The organism is Billgrantia sp. NRB1 (assembly GCF_056921725.1).
Genome location: NZ_CM167783.1, coordinates 1,437,490 through 1,454,218 on the forward strand (window position 1 = coordinate 1,437,490; position 16,729 = coordinate 1,454,218).

General features: G+C 67.4%; 12 protein-coding genes. 8 read left to right on the forward strand and 4 right to left on the reverse strand.

Annotated features, from left to right (window positions below; genetic code table 11):
* Positions 1-21: 21 nt before the first annotated feature.
* The 5 genes from ACZIYR_RS06505 to ACZIYR_RS06525 all read left to right on the forward strand — a co-directional run bounded on the left by ACZIYR_RS06505 (position 22) and on the right by ACZIYR_RS06525 (position 8,569).
* On the forward strand, positions 22-3,726 hold the full coding sequence (locus ACZIYR_RS06505; RefSeq protein ID WP_483529054.1) for an RHS repeat-associated core domain-containing protein: 3,705 nt from the start codon (positions 22-24) through the stop codon (positions 3,724-3,726).
* A gap of 1 nt (position 3,727) precedes the next feature.
* A complete protein-coding gene (locus ACZIYR_RS06510) occupies positions 3,728-4,132 on the forward strand; it encodes a hypothetical protein (RefSeq protein WP_473032950.1) in 405 nt (134 codons plus the stop codon).
* A gap of 189 nt (positions 4,133-4,321) precedes the next feature.
* Positions 4,322-6,955 (forward strand): RHS repeat-associated core domain-containing protein, encoded by a 2,634-nt coding sequence (locus ACZIYR_RS06515; RefSeq protein WP_483528628.1) that lies wholly within the window; start codon positions 4,322-4,324, stop codon positions 6,953-6,955.
* Positions 6,956-7,439: 484 nt separating this feature from the next.
* Positions 7,440-7,829, forward strand: a complete 390-nt coding sequence (locus ACZIYR_RS06520) for a hypothetical protein (protein ID WP_473032953.1) — start codon at positions 7,440-7,442, stop codon at positions 7,827-7,829.
* A gap of 116 nt (positions 7,830-7,945) precedes the next feature.
* Complete coding sequence (locus ACZIYR_RS06525; RefSeq protein WP_473032954.1) at positions 7,946-8,569, forward strand: hypothetical protein; 624 nt, start codon at positions 7,946-7,948, stop codon at positions 8,567-8,569.
* Between the two features lie 119 nt (positions 8,570-8,688).
* On the opposite strand, the gene ACZIYR_RS06530 is transcribed toward ACZIYR_RS06525, so the two are convergent.
* From ACZIYR_RS06530 to ACZIYR_RS06540, 3 genes are all read right to left on the reverse strand, one after another.
* Positions 8,689-9,591, reverse strand: a complete 903-nt coding sequence (locus ACZIYR_RS06530; protein WP_483528629.1) for a carbon-nitrogen hydrolase — start codon at positions 9,589-9,591, stop codon at positions 8,689-8,691.
* 159 nt (positions 9,592-9,750) lie between these two features.
* Positions 9,751-10,806 carry an agmatine deiminase family protein gene (locus ACZIYR_RS06535; RefSeq protein WP_483528630.1) on the reverse strand — a complete coding sequence of 352 codons (1,056 nt, stop codon included), beginning with the start codon at positions 10,804-10,806 and terminating at the stop codon, positions 9,751-9,753.
* 117 nt (positions 10,807-10,923) lie between these two features.
* Positions 10,924-11,547 carry a hypothetical protein gene (locus ACZIYR_RS06540; protein ID WP_483528631.1) on the reverse strand — a complete coding sequence of 208 codons (624 nt, stop codon included), beginning with the start codon at positions 11,545-11,547 and terminating at the stop codon, positions 10,924-10,926.
* Positions 11,548-11,722: 175 nt separating this feature from the next.
* Here ACZIYR_RS06540 and ACZIYR_RS06545 point away from each other — a divergent pair, with 175 nt between their 5' ends.
* Together ACZIYR_RS06545 and ACZIYR_RS06550 are read left to right on the forward strand one after the other, a co-directional pair.
* Positions 11,723-12,964 carry a lipoprotein-releasing ABC transporter permease subunit gene (locus ACZIYR_RS06545; RefSeq protein WP_473032958.1) on the forward strand — a complete coding sequence of 414 codons (1,242 nt, stop codon included), beginning with the start codon at positions 11,723-11,725 and terminating at the stop codon, positions 12,962-12,964.
* Positions 12,965-12,992: 28 nt separating this feature from the next.
* On the forward strand, positions 12,993-13,706 hold the full coding sequence (locus tag ACZIYR_RS06550) for an ABC transporter ATP-binding protein (RefSeq protein ID WP_483528632.1): 714 nt from the start codon (positions 12,993-12,995) through the stop codon (positions 13,704-13,706).
* A gap of 29 nt (positions 13,707-13,735) precedes the next feature.
* Here the strand turns inward: ACZIYR_RS06550 and ACZIYR_RS06555 are convergent, their stop codons facing one another.
* Positions 13,736-14,275, reverse strand: a complete 540-nt coding sequence (locus ACZIYR_RS06555) for a DUF2062 domain-containing protein (protein WP_483528633.1) — start codon at positions 14,273-14,275, stop codon at positions 13,736-13,738.
* Positions 14,276-14,432: 157 nt separating this feature from the next.
* On the opposite strand from ACZIYR_RS06555, the gene ACZIYR_RS06560 reads away from it, so the two are divergent.
* Positions 14,433-16,718 carry a DNA internalization-related competence protein ComEC/Rec2 gene (locus tag ACZIYR_RS06560; RefSeq protein ID WP_483528634.1) on the forward strand — a complete coding sequence of 762 codons (2,286 nt, stop codon included), beginning with the start codon at positions 14,433-14,435 and terminating at the stop codon, positions 16,716-16,718.
* Positions 16,719-16,729 lie beyond the last annotated feature (11 nt).

Here is a 16,729-nt window from a genome sequence, read left to right on the forward strand (position 1 = left end):
TGCAGCGCCTGCGCGCCCGCCGTGGGCAGCCCGGTCAACCCGCTGCTCGGCGCCAAGCTGCTGCCCGCCGAGACCGACATCGCCCTGCCGGCGCCGCGGCCCTTCGTGTTCAGCCGCGGGTATCTCTCCTGCAATGCGCGCATCGGCGTACTGGGCCAGGGCTGGTCGGTGCCCGGCGAGGGCCTGTCGCTCAGCCTGCGCGACGACGCCTGCGTGATCCACGACGCCCAGGGCCGCGATATCACCTTCGGCCCCCTGGCCCCGGGCCAGGCGCGCCACTCGCCCACCGAGCAGCTCTGGCTGCGACGTGGGGGTAGCCTGCCGGAGGAAGCTGCCGAGCCAACGGCTGCCCAAGACGACGTGCGTTGGGACAGCGTGCCCGAATCGCTTCGCGAGAATCAGCAGCGCATTTTGCTGAAGGACGCCAGTGGCCTGACCTATGTCTTCGCGCCGCATGACGAGGACAGTAGCCATAGCGGCAGGGAAGACACGCCCTCCAGCAAGTGGCAGCTGATTCAAGAGCGGGACCGTAACGGCTACACCACCACGTTCCACTGGGAGGCCGACCTGCTGGTGTGGGTCGAGGACAGTGCCGGGCGCCACTACCGCTTCGACTATGACGCGCTGCTGCCTGAAAGCGACGCAGACCGCGGCCAGCGCCTGATGGGCGTCAAGCTGACCCAGGAACACGACGGCAGCGCCCAGGACGACTGGCTGGTGCGCTACTCCTATAGCCCCGCCGGCGACCTGATCGCCGTGCGCCATCGCCATGGCGAGGTGGTCCGCGAGTTCGAGTGGCAGGACCATATGCTCGTCGCCCACCGCGTGCCCGGCGGCCTCGAGGCCCACTACACCTGGGACCGCCACGCCCCCGATGGCCGGGTGATCGGCCAGCAGGAGGCCGGTGGCCTGGCGCGCGCCTACGCCTACCATCCCGATCACACCCGCGTCACCGATAGCCTCGGCCGCGAGGAGCGCTACCACTTCGTCGGCGCCGGCCCCGGCCAGCGCTGGACCGCCCATACCCGCGCCGACGGCTCACGCATCGAGTTCCGCTACGACCGCGCCGGACGCCAGATCGCCACCCTCGACCCGCTGGGCCGCGAGACCGCGATGGAGCGGGATGACCAGGGCCAGGTGATCGCCCAGACCGCCCCGGACGGCAGCCGCTGGGCCATCGCGCGCGACGCCCTGGGGCAGCCCATTCGCGTCGAAGGCCCCGAAGGCCTGCACTGGCAGATCGAGCGAAACGAGCGCGGTCATCCCGTGGCGATCAGCGGCCCCGAGGGCACCACCACCCTGGCCTACGAGGACGAACGCCTGCCCGACCGCCCCACCGCCGTCACCGATGCGCAGGGCGCCACCCGGCGCCTCGAATGGAACGCCCTGGGCCAACTGGCGGCGGAGACCGACTGCTCCGAGCGGCGCACCAGCTACGCCCATGACGCCCGCGGCCATCTGGCCAGCGTCACCAACGCCTTGGGTGAGACCACCCGCACCCCCCATGACGTCATGGGCCGGCGCCAGTCCACCCAGTTGCCCGACGGCAGCCACTGGCACCACCACCACGACGCCCAGGGGCGTCTGATGGAGGTCGAGGGTCCCCAGGGTTACCGTCAGCAGCTCTTCTATGACGAGCACGGCCGCCCCGCCCAGCGGATCGATGCCGACGGCAGCCACACCACCCTGGCCTATGACGAGGCCGGGCGCCTCGGCGAGCTGACCCTGGGCAATGGCGCGGTCTACCGCTTCGCCTACGACGCCATGGACCGCCTGATCAGTGAGACCGGCCCCGACGGCCGCGAACAGCGCTATGCCTATGATGCCGCCGGCCAGTTGATCGAACGCACGGAAGTCAACCGCGCGGGCCCCGATGGCCAGCCGCTGGTCACCCGTTTTGATTACGACGCCAACGGCCGGCTGATCGCCCGTCATCTGCCCGAGACCGACGCCGCCCCGGCCACGACGGAGCGCTACCACTGGCGCACCGATGGCCAGCTGGCCGGCGCCGAGAATGCCCATGGCGAGGTCACGTTCGCCTTCGATAAGGCGGGGCGGCCAAGCGGTGAACAGCAGCGGCATGCCGGCTTGGAAGGAGATAGCGGTTGGAGCTGGCAGCACCAGCACACCCTGACCGCCACCGGCGCACCCCAGGCCAGCCAGTTCGGCGACCTGCCCGAGCTCAACTGGCTCACCTACGGCAGCGGCCACCTGCATGGCCTGCTGGCCAGCGAGCTGGGCCTGGAGATCGCCCTGGAGCCCGATGCCCTGCACCGTGAAACCCGGCGCCGTCTGCATAGTGCCGATCACGCCCAACCGCTGATCCTCGAGCGCGGCTATACCGCCCTCGGCCAGATCGCCCATCTCAGCCTGGGCGGCTCAGGCCATAGTGCCGAGCAGCACTACCAGTACGATGCCCTGGGGCGGATGACCTTCCGCACCCAGCAGGCCCAGGGCCAGGCCAGCACCATCGCCTACCGCTACGACCCGGCCGGGCGGCTGATCGCCAGCCAGCACGGCGACCACGCCCACCGCTACCCGATGGACGCCGCCGGCAATCGCCTCGAAGGCCAGGCCTCCGCCCAGGCCGATAACCAGATCAGCCGGCTCAACGGCACCCGCTACCGCCATGACGGCGCCGGCAACCTGATCGAGCGCGAGGCCCCCAACGGTGAGCGCCTGAGCCTCGGCTACGACGGCGCCAACCGCCTGGTCCGGCTCACCCACACCAGCGCCTACGGCCATACCCGCGAGGCTCACTACCGCTACGACGCCCTGGGCCGGCGCATCGCCAAGACCGTGCGTCAGGCCAACGGCACCACCGCCACCCACCACTACGGCTGGGACGGCGACCGCCTGGTGCATGAGGAAACCGACCGCCAACGCACCACCGTGATCTACGAACCGGGCACCTTCGTGCCCATGCTCAGAATCGACCAAGCCGGCGATGGCGCAACGAAACGGATCGGCGCCTACGTCACCGACGCCCTGGGCACCCCGCTGCAGCTACTCGGCCCCAACGGCCAACCCCGCTGGCTCGCCGACCCCGACGACTGGGCCGCGGTCAAGAATCAGCGCGCCGAGCGCAACGTCACCCAACCCATCCGCTTCCAGGGCCAGTGGCACGACGAGGAATCGGGCCTCTACTACAACCGCCACCGCTACTACGACCCGCAGCAGGGCCGCTATATCAGCCAGGACCCGATTGGCCTCAACGGCGGCACCAACCTGTACGGCTACGTGACCAACCCGACGGGCATGGTGGATCCGCTGGGGTTGAGTGGTGTGGGGCTAAGCAACCTAAGCGCTGCATTTGGACCAGCAGCTCGAGGGGCGCATGGAGAAAATATGAACGTGCTAAGAGAAGCAGTAGCTAAACCTCCATCCGAGTGGGAGTTCGCAGGTTGGGAAGTGTTTGAGCCAGAAGGACGGATAGAAAAACTCTGGGCAGACTATAAAGATGTGCATGCTATTTGTGAGGATCAGCACGGAGAAAGGATGTCTATATCAGCCAAATATTTTCAAACGAGGCCATTCTGTATTAATGAAATTTGCTCAAGTGGAGGGCCTAACCCCGACGCACACTTAGTAGACACTCTTTTTGAGCTTGGGGAGGCCGCTTCACATGCAAGAAGCTGTGGAGGAATGAGCAAGTTTGAATGCTTCATGCAGAATGAAGCAACTCCAGAGCTAGGCATTGAAATGTGTCAAAATGCAGGGCGATAGCATGAGAAACATAGAGGCAGAAGTAAGGTTAATCATATTCCATTATCTGGTCTGTATAACCTCATACCGTTTTGCGAAGGATGTATGGCAGGCTATTGCCAACCTTCTGTCCAATAATATTATATCGGGCAGGACGGTAACTCTTGTGGTTATGGTTTATTTTGCGTATTTTTTAATGTTCTTGTGCGGAGTGTTGATGGGTTTTTTGGCAAAAAGAAAAATCATTGTCCATTCTTGCCTAGCAGCCATGGCCGGAGTAGCCCTTGATATTTATTTTGTCACAGGAATGACAGTTGGTGACAGTGTAGGGGTTATTTTTATGCTGGCAAACGGAGCAGTGCTAGGAAGTATAGGAGGGGTGGTTGCTATGGTTTTAAAAAATCTGAATGCTAGGAGCAATGCTTAATATGCCCCCTGGATTCAAGCAATAAAAAACATCGCACTCATGTACCACCCGCCAGGGAAGGCACCTCGCTGCCTTCCCTGGCGGTAGCGTGGCAGAACGGCCGACCCTCCAACGCCTTGAGGACATGATGCGTCTTTCTTATCCTTGTTTCCTGCTCGCCACCGGTCACGCCGTGGACTGCGGCGGCAGGTGATCGGCCAGCGCTGGACCGCGCATACCCGCGCCGACGGCTCGGTGATCGAGTTCCGCTACGACCGCGCCGGACGCCAGATCGCCACCCTCGACCCGCTGGGCCGCGAGACCGTGATGGAGCGGGATGACCAGGGCCAGATCATCGCCCAGACCGCCCCGGACGGCAGCCGCTGGGCCATCGAGCGCGACGCCCTGGGGCAGCCCATTCGTATCGAAGGCCCCGAAGGCCTGCACTGGCAGATCCAGCGCAACCCCCTTGGTCACCCGGTTGAAATTACCGGCCCCGAGGGCACCACCACCCTGGCCTACGAGGACGAACGCCTGCCCGACCGGCCCACCGCCGTCACCGATGCAGGAGGGGCGACCCATCGGCGGGAATGGAACGCCCTGGGCCAGCTGGCGGCGGAGACCGACTGCTCCGAGCGGTGCACCACCTACGCCCATGACGCCCGCGGCCACCTGGCCAGCGTCACCAATGCCCTGGGTGAGACCACCCGCACCACCCATGACGTCATGGGCCGGCGCCAGTCCACCCAGTTGCCCGACGGCAGCCACTGGCACCACCACCACGACGCCCAGGGGCGCCCGGTGGAACAGGAGGGTCCCCAGGGTTACCGTCAGCAGCTCTTCCATGACGACTACGGCCGCCCCGCCCAGCGGATCGATGCCGACGGCAGCCACACCACCCTGGCCTATGATGAGGCCGGGCGCCTCGGCGAGCTGACCCTGGGCAACGGCGCGGTCTACCGCTTCGCCTATGACGTGATGGATCGCCTGATCAGCGAGACCGGCCCCGACGGTCGCGAACAGCGCTACGCCTATGATGCCGCCGGCCAGCTGATCGAACGCAGGGAAGTCAACCGCCCGGGCCCCGATGGCCAGCCGCTGGTCACCCGTTTTGATTACGACGCCAACGGCCGGCTGATTGCCCGTCACCTACCCGAGACCGATGCCGCCCCGGCCAGCACCGAACGCTACCACTGGCGTGCCGATGGCCAGCTGGCCGGCGCCGAGAATGCCCATGGCGAGGTCATGTTCGTCTTCGACGAGACGGGACGGCCGAGCGGCGAACGCCAGCGGCATGCCGGCTTGGAAGGAGATAGCGGTTGGAGCTGGCAACACCAGCACACCCTGACCGCCACCGGCGCCCCCCAGGCCAGCCAGTTCGGCGACCTGCCCGAGCTCAACTGGCTCACCTACGGCAGTGGCCACCTGCATGGCCTGCTGGCCAGCGAGCTCGGCCTGGAGATCGCCCTGGAGATCGCCCTGGAACCGGATGCCCTGCACCGCGAGACCCGGCGTAGCCTGCATAGCGCCGATCACGCCCAACCGCTGATTCTGGAGCGCGGCTATACCGCCCTCGGCCAGATCGCCCAGTTGAGCCTCAGCAGCACGGGCGGCGCCCAGGGCAAGCAGCACTACCAGTACGACGCCCTGGGGCGGATGACTTTCCGCACCCAACAGGCCCACGGCCAGGCCAGCACCATCGCCTACCGCTACGACCCGGTCGGGCGCCTGATCGCCAGCCAGCACGGCGACCACGCCCACCGCTACCCGATGGACGCCGCCGGTAATCGTCTGGACGGCACCGCCAGTGTGAAAGCCGACAACCGCCTCACCCAGCTTGACGGCAACCGCTACCGCCACGACGGCGCCGGCAACATGATCGAGCGCGAGCAACAAAACGGCGAACGCTTAACGCTGGGCTACGATGGCGCCAACCGCCTGGTCCGGCTGACCCACACCAGCGCCTACGGCCATACCCGCGAGGCCCACTACCGCTACGATGCCCTGGGCCGGCGCATCGGCAAGACCGTGCGCCAGGCCAACGGCACCACCGCCACCCACCACTACGGCTGGGACGGCGACCGCCTGGTCCATGAGGAAACCGATCGCCAGCGCACCACCGTAGTCTACGAACCGGGCACCTTCGTGCCCATGCTCAGAATCGATGAAACGCAACACGATGGTGAGCCAGCGCGCCGCCTTAGCGCCTACGTCACCGACGCCCTGGGCACCCCGCTGCAGCTACTCGGCCCCAACGGCCAACCCCGCTGGCTAGCCGACCCCGACGACTGGGCCGCGGTCAAGAAGCAGCGCGCCGAGCGCAACGTCACCCAACCCATCCGCTTCCAGGGCCAGTGGCACGACGAGGAATCGGGCCTCTACTACAACCGCCACCGCTACTACGACCCGCAGCAGGGCCGCTACATCAGCCAGGACCCGATTGGCCTGAACGGCGGGATGAACTTGTATGGCTATGTGACCAACCCCACCGGCATGGTGGATCCGTTGGGGTTGTTTAATCGCCCAGGGGATATTGATCAATCAGGACGTCGGGGACGTACCGGCCCCCCCATTACTTCACAAGGTCCTGCTCCAAGATCTACGCTTGAACGACTGACTAACGCAGCATTAGGCAACAGGCTCGGGAGTGTTACCGGTGGTACACTTAAGATTGATCCTGGCACAGGTGCGTTTATTAAAGGCCATCCCCTTTTCGTGTTTGTGTTTGGGGTTGCCTCACCTAATAGTATAAGTGTTATGCAGTCAAGGTTTTACGATATGGATGGCGATGGTTTGTCTGATCAGTATTACAGTTTGGGTATGTGTGTTCCTGGGAGAAATTAATGCATTTGCAGGGTTCATCGATTTATTGGAGGAATAAATGGGTGGAAGGCTTAACTATGCTTCCGCTCTATGTCTTGTATGTGATAGGCATCATTGGTCTTCCCATGATGCCAAGGCTATTGCTTTTCGCAGTTGGGTTTTTCCTGTTTTCGCCATTATATAGGGTCATGTTTATAAACCGGCCACTCTTGCTTGAGAGAATGCCAAGGCTGGCCTTGGTCATTGTCATATGGTGCTCGCTTCCTGTGTTTTTCTTTTTGACTTTTTTATAGTTTTGGAGAAAAACTTTAAAAACAGGATGGCCTGGGCGCAAAGCTCGGTTATGTTCTTCTTCTCTCAGTTGCTTGTGCTGTGTGCCGGAGTTTTTTAATTAGTGTGACCCTTTGACCTGAACTCAACCAATAAATGCAACACGGACGTTGCACCCATGCACTACCCGCCAGGGAAGGCACCTCGCTGCCTTCCCTGGCGGTAGCGTGGCCGAGTGCCCGCTGACCAGCAGGCAGGCCTGGTCACGCTCACCCACACCAGCGCGTACGGTCATACTCGAGAGGCCCACTACCGCTACGACGCCCTGGGCCGGCGCATCGGCAAGCGCGTGCGCCACACCAACGGCACCACCGCCACCCACCACTACGGCTGGGACGGCGACCGCCTGGTCCATGAGGAAACCGATCGCCAGCGCACCACCGTGGTCTACGAACCGGGCACCTTCGTGCCCATGCTCAGAATCGATGAAACGCAGCACGATGGTGAGCCAGCGCGCCGCCTTAGCGCCTACGTCACCGACGCCCTGGGCACCCCGCTGCAGCTACTCGGCCCCAACGGCCAACCCCGCTGGCTTGCCGGCGCTCCTCTGAGTAACGAGGCATGAGTGTCTCCTTTCGCCCCCCTGATCGGTTTATAGGAACAGGGTATCAGAGGGCACGACAGTCATCCTGACACTGGGGGGCGGGGCGTCCAAGCGGCGAACAGCAGCGGCATGCCGGCTTGGAAGGAGATAGCGGCTGGCAGTGGCAACACCAGCACACCCTGACCGCCACCGGCGCCCCCCAGGCCAGCCAGTTCGGCGACCTGCCCGAGCTCAGTTGGCTGACCTACGGCAGCGGCCACCTGCATGGCCTGCTGGCCAGCGAGCTCGGCCTGGAGATCGCCCTGGAGCCCGATGCCCTGCATCGCGAGACCCGGCGGCGTTTCCACCTCAGCGCACCGGACGCCAATGGCAGTCCCCAACCGTTGATTCTGGAGCGCGGCTATACCGAGCTCGGCCAGATCGCCCAGTTGAGCCTCAGCAGCACGGGAGGCGCCCAGGGCAAGCAGCACTACCAGTACGACGCCCTGGGGCGGATGACCTTCCGCACCCAGCAGGGCCAAGGCCAGGCCAGCACCATCGCCTACCGCTACGACCCGGCCGGGCGGCTGATCGCCAGCCAGCACGGCGACCACGCCCACCGCTACCCGATGGACGCCGCCGGTAATCGTCTGGAGGCACAAGCGGGCAACCCACCCGCGGCCAACAGTAGCAACCGGCTCAGCCAGCTCGACGGCAGCCGCTACCGCCATGACGGCGCCGGCAACCTGATCGAGCGCGAGGCCCCAACGGCGAGCGCCTGACCCTGGGCTACGACGGCGCGAACTGTCGACAGCTGAAGCCGCGCAGCGTGCCAATGACCTGCGCCAGGAGGCCGAACGCCAAGTGCGCTACGCCTTCTCGTCTGGCCAGGCCTCCACTGTCAATCCCGATAGCGCCGGGTCAAATCCCCATAGGCGTCGATGCGGCGGTCGCGCAGGTATGGCCAGATTCGCCGCACCTCCTCGCCGCGGGCCATGTCCAGGGTCACCAGCAGCCGCTCGGCCTGCACCCCGGCGTGGGCCAGCAGTTCGCCCTGGGGGCCGCAGATGAAGCTGCCTCCCCAGAAGTCGATGCCGCGGCCCATCCCCGAGTGGTCGGGCTCGTGGCCGACCCGGTTGGCGACGATCACCGGCAGGCCGTTGGCGACGCCGTGGCTGCGCTGGATCAGCGTCCAGGCGTCCTTCTGACGGGCTTTCTCGGCGTCGTCGTCGGCCGGGTCCCAGCCGATGGCGGTGGGGTAGAGCAGCAGCTCCGCGCCGGCCAGGGCCATCAGCCGTGCGCCTTCCGGATACCACTGGTCCCAGCACACCAGCAGCCCGAGTCGCCCCACCGAGGTGTCGATGGGCTCGAAGCCCTGGCCGCGCGCGGCGTCGATATCCCCCGGGGTGAAGTAGAACTTCTCGTAGAAGCCCGGATCGTCGGGGATATGCATCTTGCGATAGTGGCCCACGGCCCCCTGCTGGCGGTCGTAGACCACCGCGGTGTTGTGATAGAGCCCCGGCGCGCGGCGCTCGAAGAGCGAGCCCACCAGCACGATATCGAGCTCGGCGGCGAGCGCCGCCAGGCGGGTACCGGTGGGACCGTCCAGAGGCTCGGCCAGGTCGAACAGCGCGGTGTCTTCGTACTGGCAGAAGTAGTGGGTGGCGTGCAGCTCCTGCAGCATGACCAGCTCGGCGCCGGCGGCGGCCAGCTCGCGGATGCCGGCCTCGCTCTCGGCGAGGCTTCGGGCCTTGTCGGGCCAGGCGGGCTGCTGGACCAGGCCGACTTTCAGATGGCGGGGCATGATCGACTCTCCTATGTATTCGTTTCTCGGGGCTTGTCTGGCGACAAGCCTGCGAGCGGGGCCGGCCTTCCGGAGGCGCTGTGAATACCTCCCTGTACGCTACCTTTTCCATCCCTGGAAAAGGACCCCCGCGACGACCTGTCCCCGGCGCCTCTTGATTCAGGTGGCGGCCGTCTTCTCGATGGCCAGGCTGCCTTGGGGCAGCTGCATGGTGAGGCAGTGCAGGCTGCCGTGCTGGCGGATCACGCTCAGGCAGTCGATGGGAATGATATCGCGCCCCGGGAAGGCGCCCGCCAGGGCAGTCAGCGCCAGGGTATCGGCGGCGTCGCCGTAGGTGGGCACCAGCACCGCACCGTTGATGATCAGGAAGTTGGCATAGGTGGCCGGCAGGCGGTGGCCGTCCTCCGGGTCGTGGCAGGGCCGCGGCCAGGGCAGGGCGATCAGCCGATAGGGGCTGCCGTCGGCCTGCCGCAGCGCCTTGAGCTCCGCCTCCATGGCGGCCAGGGCCGGGTAGTGGGGGTCGGCCTCGTCGTCGCAGCGCACATAGGCGATGGTGGCCGGGTCGCAGAAGCGCGCCAGGGTGTCCACATGGCTGTCGGTGTCGTCGCCTTCCAGATGGCCGTTGGCCAGCCACAGCACCCGGCTCGCCCCGAGGTCGTCGCGCAGCCTGTTCTCCACCGCGTCACGGTCCAGGGTCGGGTTGCGGTTGGGGTTGAGCAGGCAGGCTTCGGTGGTGAGCAATGTCCCTTCGCCGTTGCACTCGATAGCCCCTCCCTCCAGCACCAGGTCGTGGCTGATCACCGGGCAGGCGTAGACGTCGGTATCGGCCAGGCGCCGGGTCAGGGTGTTGTCACGGGCGGCTTCGAACTTGCCGCCCCAGCCGGTAAAGACATAGTCGAGCAGGACGAGTTCCCCATCGCGCTCAATGGCCAGCGGGCCGTGATCCCGGGTCCAGGTGTCGTCGCTGTCGGCGACGACCAGGGTCAGCCGGTCGGCGGCCACGCCCAGGCAGGCCAGGCGGTGGGCGAGATGGCGCCGGGTCGCGCCATCGGGCACGCTGATCAGCACCCGCTGATAGCGGGCGATGGCCACCACCATGGCCTCCAGGGTGGCCTCGATGCGCTCGAGCAGCGGGGCCCAGTCGCTGGTCGGCGCCGGCCAGGTGAGCTGGACGGCGTCCTGGGGGTGCCATTCGGGGAGCAGGCGGTTGGCCATGGAGCAGAGCCTTACGTCGGGAGTCTAGGGGGGCGCGGCCGGTCGGTCGGCGCTGGCGAAATGTAGGCGGCGCCTGAGCAGGATGCAAGTCCTTGGAGGAGACGACGCCCCCGGGCGTCAGGAGCGCGGGGCGCTGGGCAGCAGGCGGCGGTACTGGTCGAGCCGCTCGTCGAGCCACTCGCCGCTGGCCTGGATCCGGTCATCGGCACAGGGCACGCTGACCTCGAGCAGCAGCAGCCCGCGGCGCTCGGCCACCTCGGCCGCTTCGGGGTCAAGAGTTTCCAGCAGCGACCGGGCCAGCTTCTCGGGCAGGCTCGCGGTGCGTCGCCAGGTCAGAGTCAGGGCCCGCTGGTTGAGCAGGTAGTCGAAGCGGGCCGCATCGGGCAGCACGCCCACGGCGCCGTGCACCAGCCCCTGGGAGAGACTCTCCAGGGTGCGGTAGGCCGGCGCGCCGGCGGCTCGGCAGGCGTGGGCACCGTCGACCCGGCAGCCCTCGCGCTCGGCCGGCGCCGCGGGCCAGTTGCCCCCGTCCATGCGCTCCGCCGTGGCCGCAAACGGCAGCGCCACCGCGATCGCGGGGGTACCGTCGTGCAGGCGGCGGGACGTCGCGGTCAGCACCCCGTGGGGAAAGGCCCGGCGCAGCCAGCGATAGTCGCAGGCGCGCTGAATGGTTTCCCGCGTGTCCTGCAGGGAGGCGTGGGCGCTCTGCAGCGAGCGCAGCATGGCAAGGGTGCGAAACATCTCGGCTCTCGCGTGGTCTGGGTAGGCCGTGAGATCTCGGCAGGTGCCCAGTCTATCAGGGCGCGTGTCGGCCGTGCCCGTCAAAGTTGCAAGCATCGCGGAAACGCGCGGTGCCCCCGGTGCAGCGCGGAGCAAAAAACCGTACCATGATCCCCCGCTGACAAGGAACGCCATGATGCTAGACCGCCTGCCACTGCTGATCGGGCTGCGCTATGTGCGCGCCAAGCGCCGTAACCACTTCATTTCTTTCATCTCACTGACCTCCATGCTGGGGCTGATGCTGGGCGTGGCGGTGCTGATTCTGGTGCTGTCGGTGATGAATGGCTTCGACCACGAGCTGCGCACCCGGATTCTGGGCATGGTGCCCCACACCAAGATCGAGTCGCGCACCGGCCTGGTGGAGTGGGAAGCGCTGGCCGAGCAGCTCACCCAGCGCGAGCGGGTGATCGGCGCCGCCCCCTATATTCAGCAGCAGGGCATGTTCTCGGTGGCCGGGCGCAACGAGGGCGCCATGGTCAATGGCATTCATCCCGAGTGGGAGGATCGCGTCTCGATCATCGGTCGCCACATGCGCCAGGGGAGCCTGGACGACCTGGTACCCGGCGAGTGGAACGTGGTGCTCGGCTCCATGCTGGCTCGGCATCTGGGCGTCGGCGTCGGTGACCGGGTCACCCTGCTGGTGCCGGAGGCCTCGATCACCCCGGCCGGCGTCTTCCCGCGGCTCAAGCGCTTCACGGTCAGCGGGATCTTCAGCGTTGGCGCCGATCTCGATGCCAATCTGGCCTATGCCAATATCGAGGATATGCAGACGCTGGCGCGCCTGGGCGACGCCGTGGGTGGGCTGCGACTGGAGCTCGACGATCTCTTCGCCGCGGCCAGCGAGACCCGGGCCATCGTCAACGAGCTGGGGCCGGGCTATCGTGGCGTGGATTGGACCTTCTCCCACGGCAACCTCTTTCAGGCGATCCAGATGGAGAAGCGCATGATCGGGCTGCTGCTCACGGTGATCATCGCCGTGGCGGCCTTCAATATCGTCTCGACCCTGGTCATGGTGGTCACCGACAAGCACGCCGATATCGCCATCCTGCGCACCATCGGCGCCACGCCCCGCTCGATCATGGGCATCTTCATGGTGCAGGGCATGGCCATCGGGGTGATCGGCATCCTGGTGGGCGTGGGGCTGGGCGTGCTGCTGGCGCTGACCATCTCCGATCTGATCGGTGGAGTGGAATCGCTGCTCGGCATCCAGTTCCTCGACGCCGGGGTCTACTTCATCAGCGACCTGCCGTCCCGGCTGCACTGGGACGACGTGCGCAACATCGTCGCCGCCGCCTTCGGGCTGACCTTCCTCTCGACCCTCTATCCGGCCTGGCGGGCGGCGCGGGTCCAGCCCGCCGAGGTGCTGCGCTATGAATGATATGGCGACCCGCAACCAGGAGAGCAGCATGAGCCAGACGACAGCCCCCAGCGGCAAGGTGATGCTGGCGTGCCACGATTTGACGCGAATCTATCGCGAGGGGCCCCAGGATGTCACCGTGCTGGACGGCCTCTCCCTGGAGGTGCGGGCCGGCGAGCGAGTCGCCGTCGTCGGCAGCTCCGGCTCCGGCAAGACCACTCTGCTCAATCTGCTGGGCGGGCTGGATCGGCCCAGCCGGGGGGAGGTGCGCATCGCCGGGGAATCCCTGCTGGAACTCGGCGAGGCCGCGCTGGGCCGCTTTCGCAATCGGCACATCGGCTTCGTCTATCAGTTCCATCATCTGTTGGCCGAGTTCACCGCCCTGGAGAACGCCGCGCTGCCGCTGATCGTGCGCGGCCAGCGCAAGAAAGCAGCGGAAGCCAGGGCACGGGAGCTGCTGGAAAAGGTGGGCATCGCCGAGCGCGCCGCTCACAAGCCGGGGGAGCTCTCCGGGGGCGAGCGCCAGCGGGTGGCGATCGCCCGGGCGCTGGTCACCGACCCCAGCCTGGTGCTGATGGACGAGCCCACCGGCAACCTGGACCAGACCACTGCGGCGAGCATTCTGGCGCTGATGGATGATTTGGCCCGCACCACCGCTTGCGCCTTCGTGGTGGTGACCCACGATACCGCCCTGGCCGCCCATCAGGACCGCGTGCTGCGCCTGGACGGCGGGCGTCTCAGCGAGCAGCCCGAGCGCGCCTGAGCGCTCACCCCGACCCGCTCGGGCCGGGATCACTCTTCTAGTTCGCGCCGTCTTCCGCGGCGCTTCTGGGTGCGCCGCTTCCAGCTGCGCGACACCTGCCAGCGCCAGATCAGGCGAATGACCACGTTGCCGAGCAGGCCCGCGATAAGCGCCGAGGCCATCGAGCCGACGGCCAGTGCCGGCAGGATGTCGGCCATCTGCTCGGCGATCCAGCGCGTGGAGACACGCTCTGGCGCCTCTCGGGCCGGGGCCTGCATCAGCCAGGCGCCGAGTCGGTAGTTGCCGTAGAAGATCAGCGGCATGGTCAGGGGGTTGGTGATCCACACCAGCCCCACCGACAGGGGCAGGTTGCAGCGCAGCACCCAGGCGCCGAAGGCGGCCACCACCATCTGGAAGGGGATCGGCAGCATGGCGCTGAACAGTCCCACCGAGAAGGCGTTGGCGACGCTGCGCCGCGAAAGAATCCACAGGCCGGGGTCGGCGATCAGATGGCTCATGAAGCGCAGGGAGCGCTGGCGACTGAGCGTCTCGGGCTTGGGCATGTAGCGCTGCAGGAATCGGCGCGGCATGTCGACTTGGCTCGCTGCTTGATGACCGGGCTATTATCCATGGAAGGCGAGGGCGTCGCTATGCCGTGGCGTGAATAGGTCGGGCGCGCATGCGAGGCCAGGGAAGGCGCGTCGTCCCCGTTCGCCGGGGCGACGGCCGCTGGGCAAGGGAGTGCGTATGGGAGTGGCGTTGCCGCTGGCGCTGGCGAGTCTGGGCGGTGTGGCGCTGGGTTGGCTGTCGCCGCCGGGCGTAGCGGAGGCCTGGGGGATCGCACTCTTGGGCCTGGTCGCGGCGGGGCGCTGGCGTCTGGTGGGACTGGGGGCGGTGGTGGCGCTGACGGCGGGGCAGCTGCTGCTGGCCCGGGGGGCGGATCTGCCTGACGGCCTTCTGCGGGCCGACCTGGCGGTGGAGGGGCGGCTCGAGTCGGTCACGACCCAGGGAGCGCTGACCCGCCTGCTGGTGCGCGTCGACGACTGCCGTCCGCTGGCCGCAGGCCGGCTGCCCTGCGACGAGCTGCGGCGCATTCGACTCAGCCATTTCCAGGCCCCAGCCATGCAGCCCGGCGAACGCTGGGCGCTGACCGTGAGGCTGCGTCCGCCGGCGGGCTTCGCCAATCCCGGCGCCTTCGATTACCGCGCCTGGCTATGGCGGGAGGGCATTCAGGCCACCGGCTATGTGCGAAGCGAGCCGGCGCCGCGGCGGCTGGCGCTCCCGGGGCCCTCGCCGCGGCGCCTGGCGCTGGCCCATCTCGACGAGCGCGACCTGTCGCCGACGGCGAGTCGCTGGCTGGCGGCGCTGACCCTGGGCGCCGGCGATCGGCTCGAACGCGACGACTGGGCGCTGCTCAACGCCAGCGGCACCACTCATCTGATGGTGATTTCGGGGCTGCACGTGGGCCTGGTGGCCACCTTCACCCTGCTGGTGGCACGCGGTGCGGCGCGGCTGATGACCCCCGGTCGCTGGCGCCTGGCGACCTGGCCCTGGTGGCTGGCCGGTGCCGCGGCCGTTGGTTACGCCTGGCTGTCGGGGCTGCAGCCGCCGGCGATGCGCGCCATGCTGATGACCCTGGTGGGGCTCTGGGTGGCAAGCGGGCGCCACGCCCCCGGGCCCTGGCAGGCCTGGTGGTTGGCGCTGGGGCTGGTGGTCCTGGTCGACCCGCTGTCGGTGTGGCGCCCGGGGCTGTGGCTCTCCTTCGTGGCCGTGGCGCTGCTGATCCTGATCTGGCAGGGGCGTGCGCGGCCTCGAGGCGTGCGCGGCTGGGTCTGGGCGCTGGTGCGCACCCAGCTGCTGCTGGCACCGCTGATGGCCGCCGCCGTCCTGCTCGCCTTCGCGCGACTGGCGCCGGCCGCCCCGCTGGTCAACCTGGTGGCGGTGCCGCTGGTCAGCTCGCTGCTGGTGCCGCTGGGGCTGGCAGGCTGGCTGCTGACCCCTTTGCCCCCCCTGTCGGCGCTGTGCTGGTGGCTCTTCGAGCGCCTGGCCCGGGCGCTGATCGCACTGCTCGCCTTCGCCGTGAGCTGGCTGCCGCCCTGGTGGCCGGCCCCCGAAACGGTGCTGCCGCTGGCGCTGATGCTGGGGCTGGTGGCACTGCTCTGGTCGCTGCCCGCCCTGACCATGGGGCTGCGCCTCGGGGGCAGCGCGCTACTGGCGATCGCCATGCTGACCCTGGCCCCCCCCGAGCCGGAACCCGGCACGTTGCGGGTCCGGGTGCAGGACGTGGGGCAGGGGCAGCTGGTGGAGCTGCGCAGCGCCGGCTACCGGCTGCTCTACGATACCGGGCCGCGTTTCCGTTCCGGCTTTACCCCGCTGGCAGCTCTTTGGCCGCCGGGGCAGCGCTTCGATGCGGTGATGGTCAGCCATGACGACCTGGACCATGCCGGCGGCGTACCGCTGCTGGCCGAGCAGCACCGGGTGGGCGAGTTTCTGGCCCCGCCGGGCGAAGCGATCGGCGTGCCCTTTGCGCCCTGCCGTCGCGGACAGCGATGGGAGCGCGACGGGATACGCTACCGGGTGCTGTGGCCGCCGAAGGAGACGCAGGCGCTCTCCAGCAACGACCGCTCCTGCGTGCTCGACGTGAGCGTCGGGGAGCATCGGCTGCTGATCACCGGTGACGCGGGGCGCCGAGTGGAGCGCACATTCCTGCGCGATGTCGAGGGGCCGGTCACTGTGCTGGTCGCCGGCCATCACGGCAGTCGCACCAGCTCGGGCCCGCAGCTGGTCCAGCGGCTCTCGCCCGAGCACGTGATCTACAGCGCCGGCCGCCACAGTGCCTTCGGTCATCCCCACGCCGAGGTGGTGCGGCGTTTCCGGCGCGCCGGCAGCTGCCAATGGAGCACCGCCGAGGATGGCGCCGTGACCCTGTGGCTTGGCCGTGACGACGGTGTGGCACCGGCGACCGAGCGCAAGGCTCCCTGGCGCCGCGGCGGTGTCGAAGGGGGGTGCCATGCGGTAGAATCGCCCCACTGATGGCCTGCCCG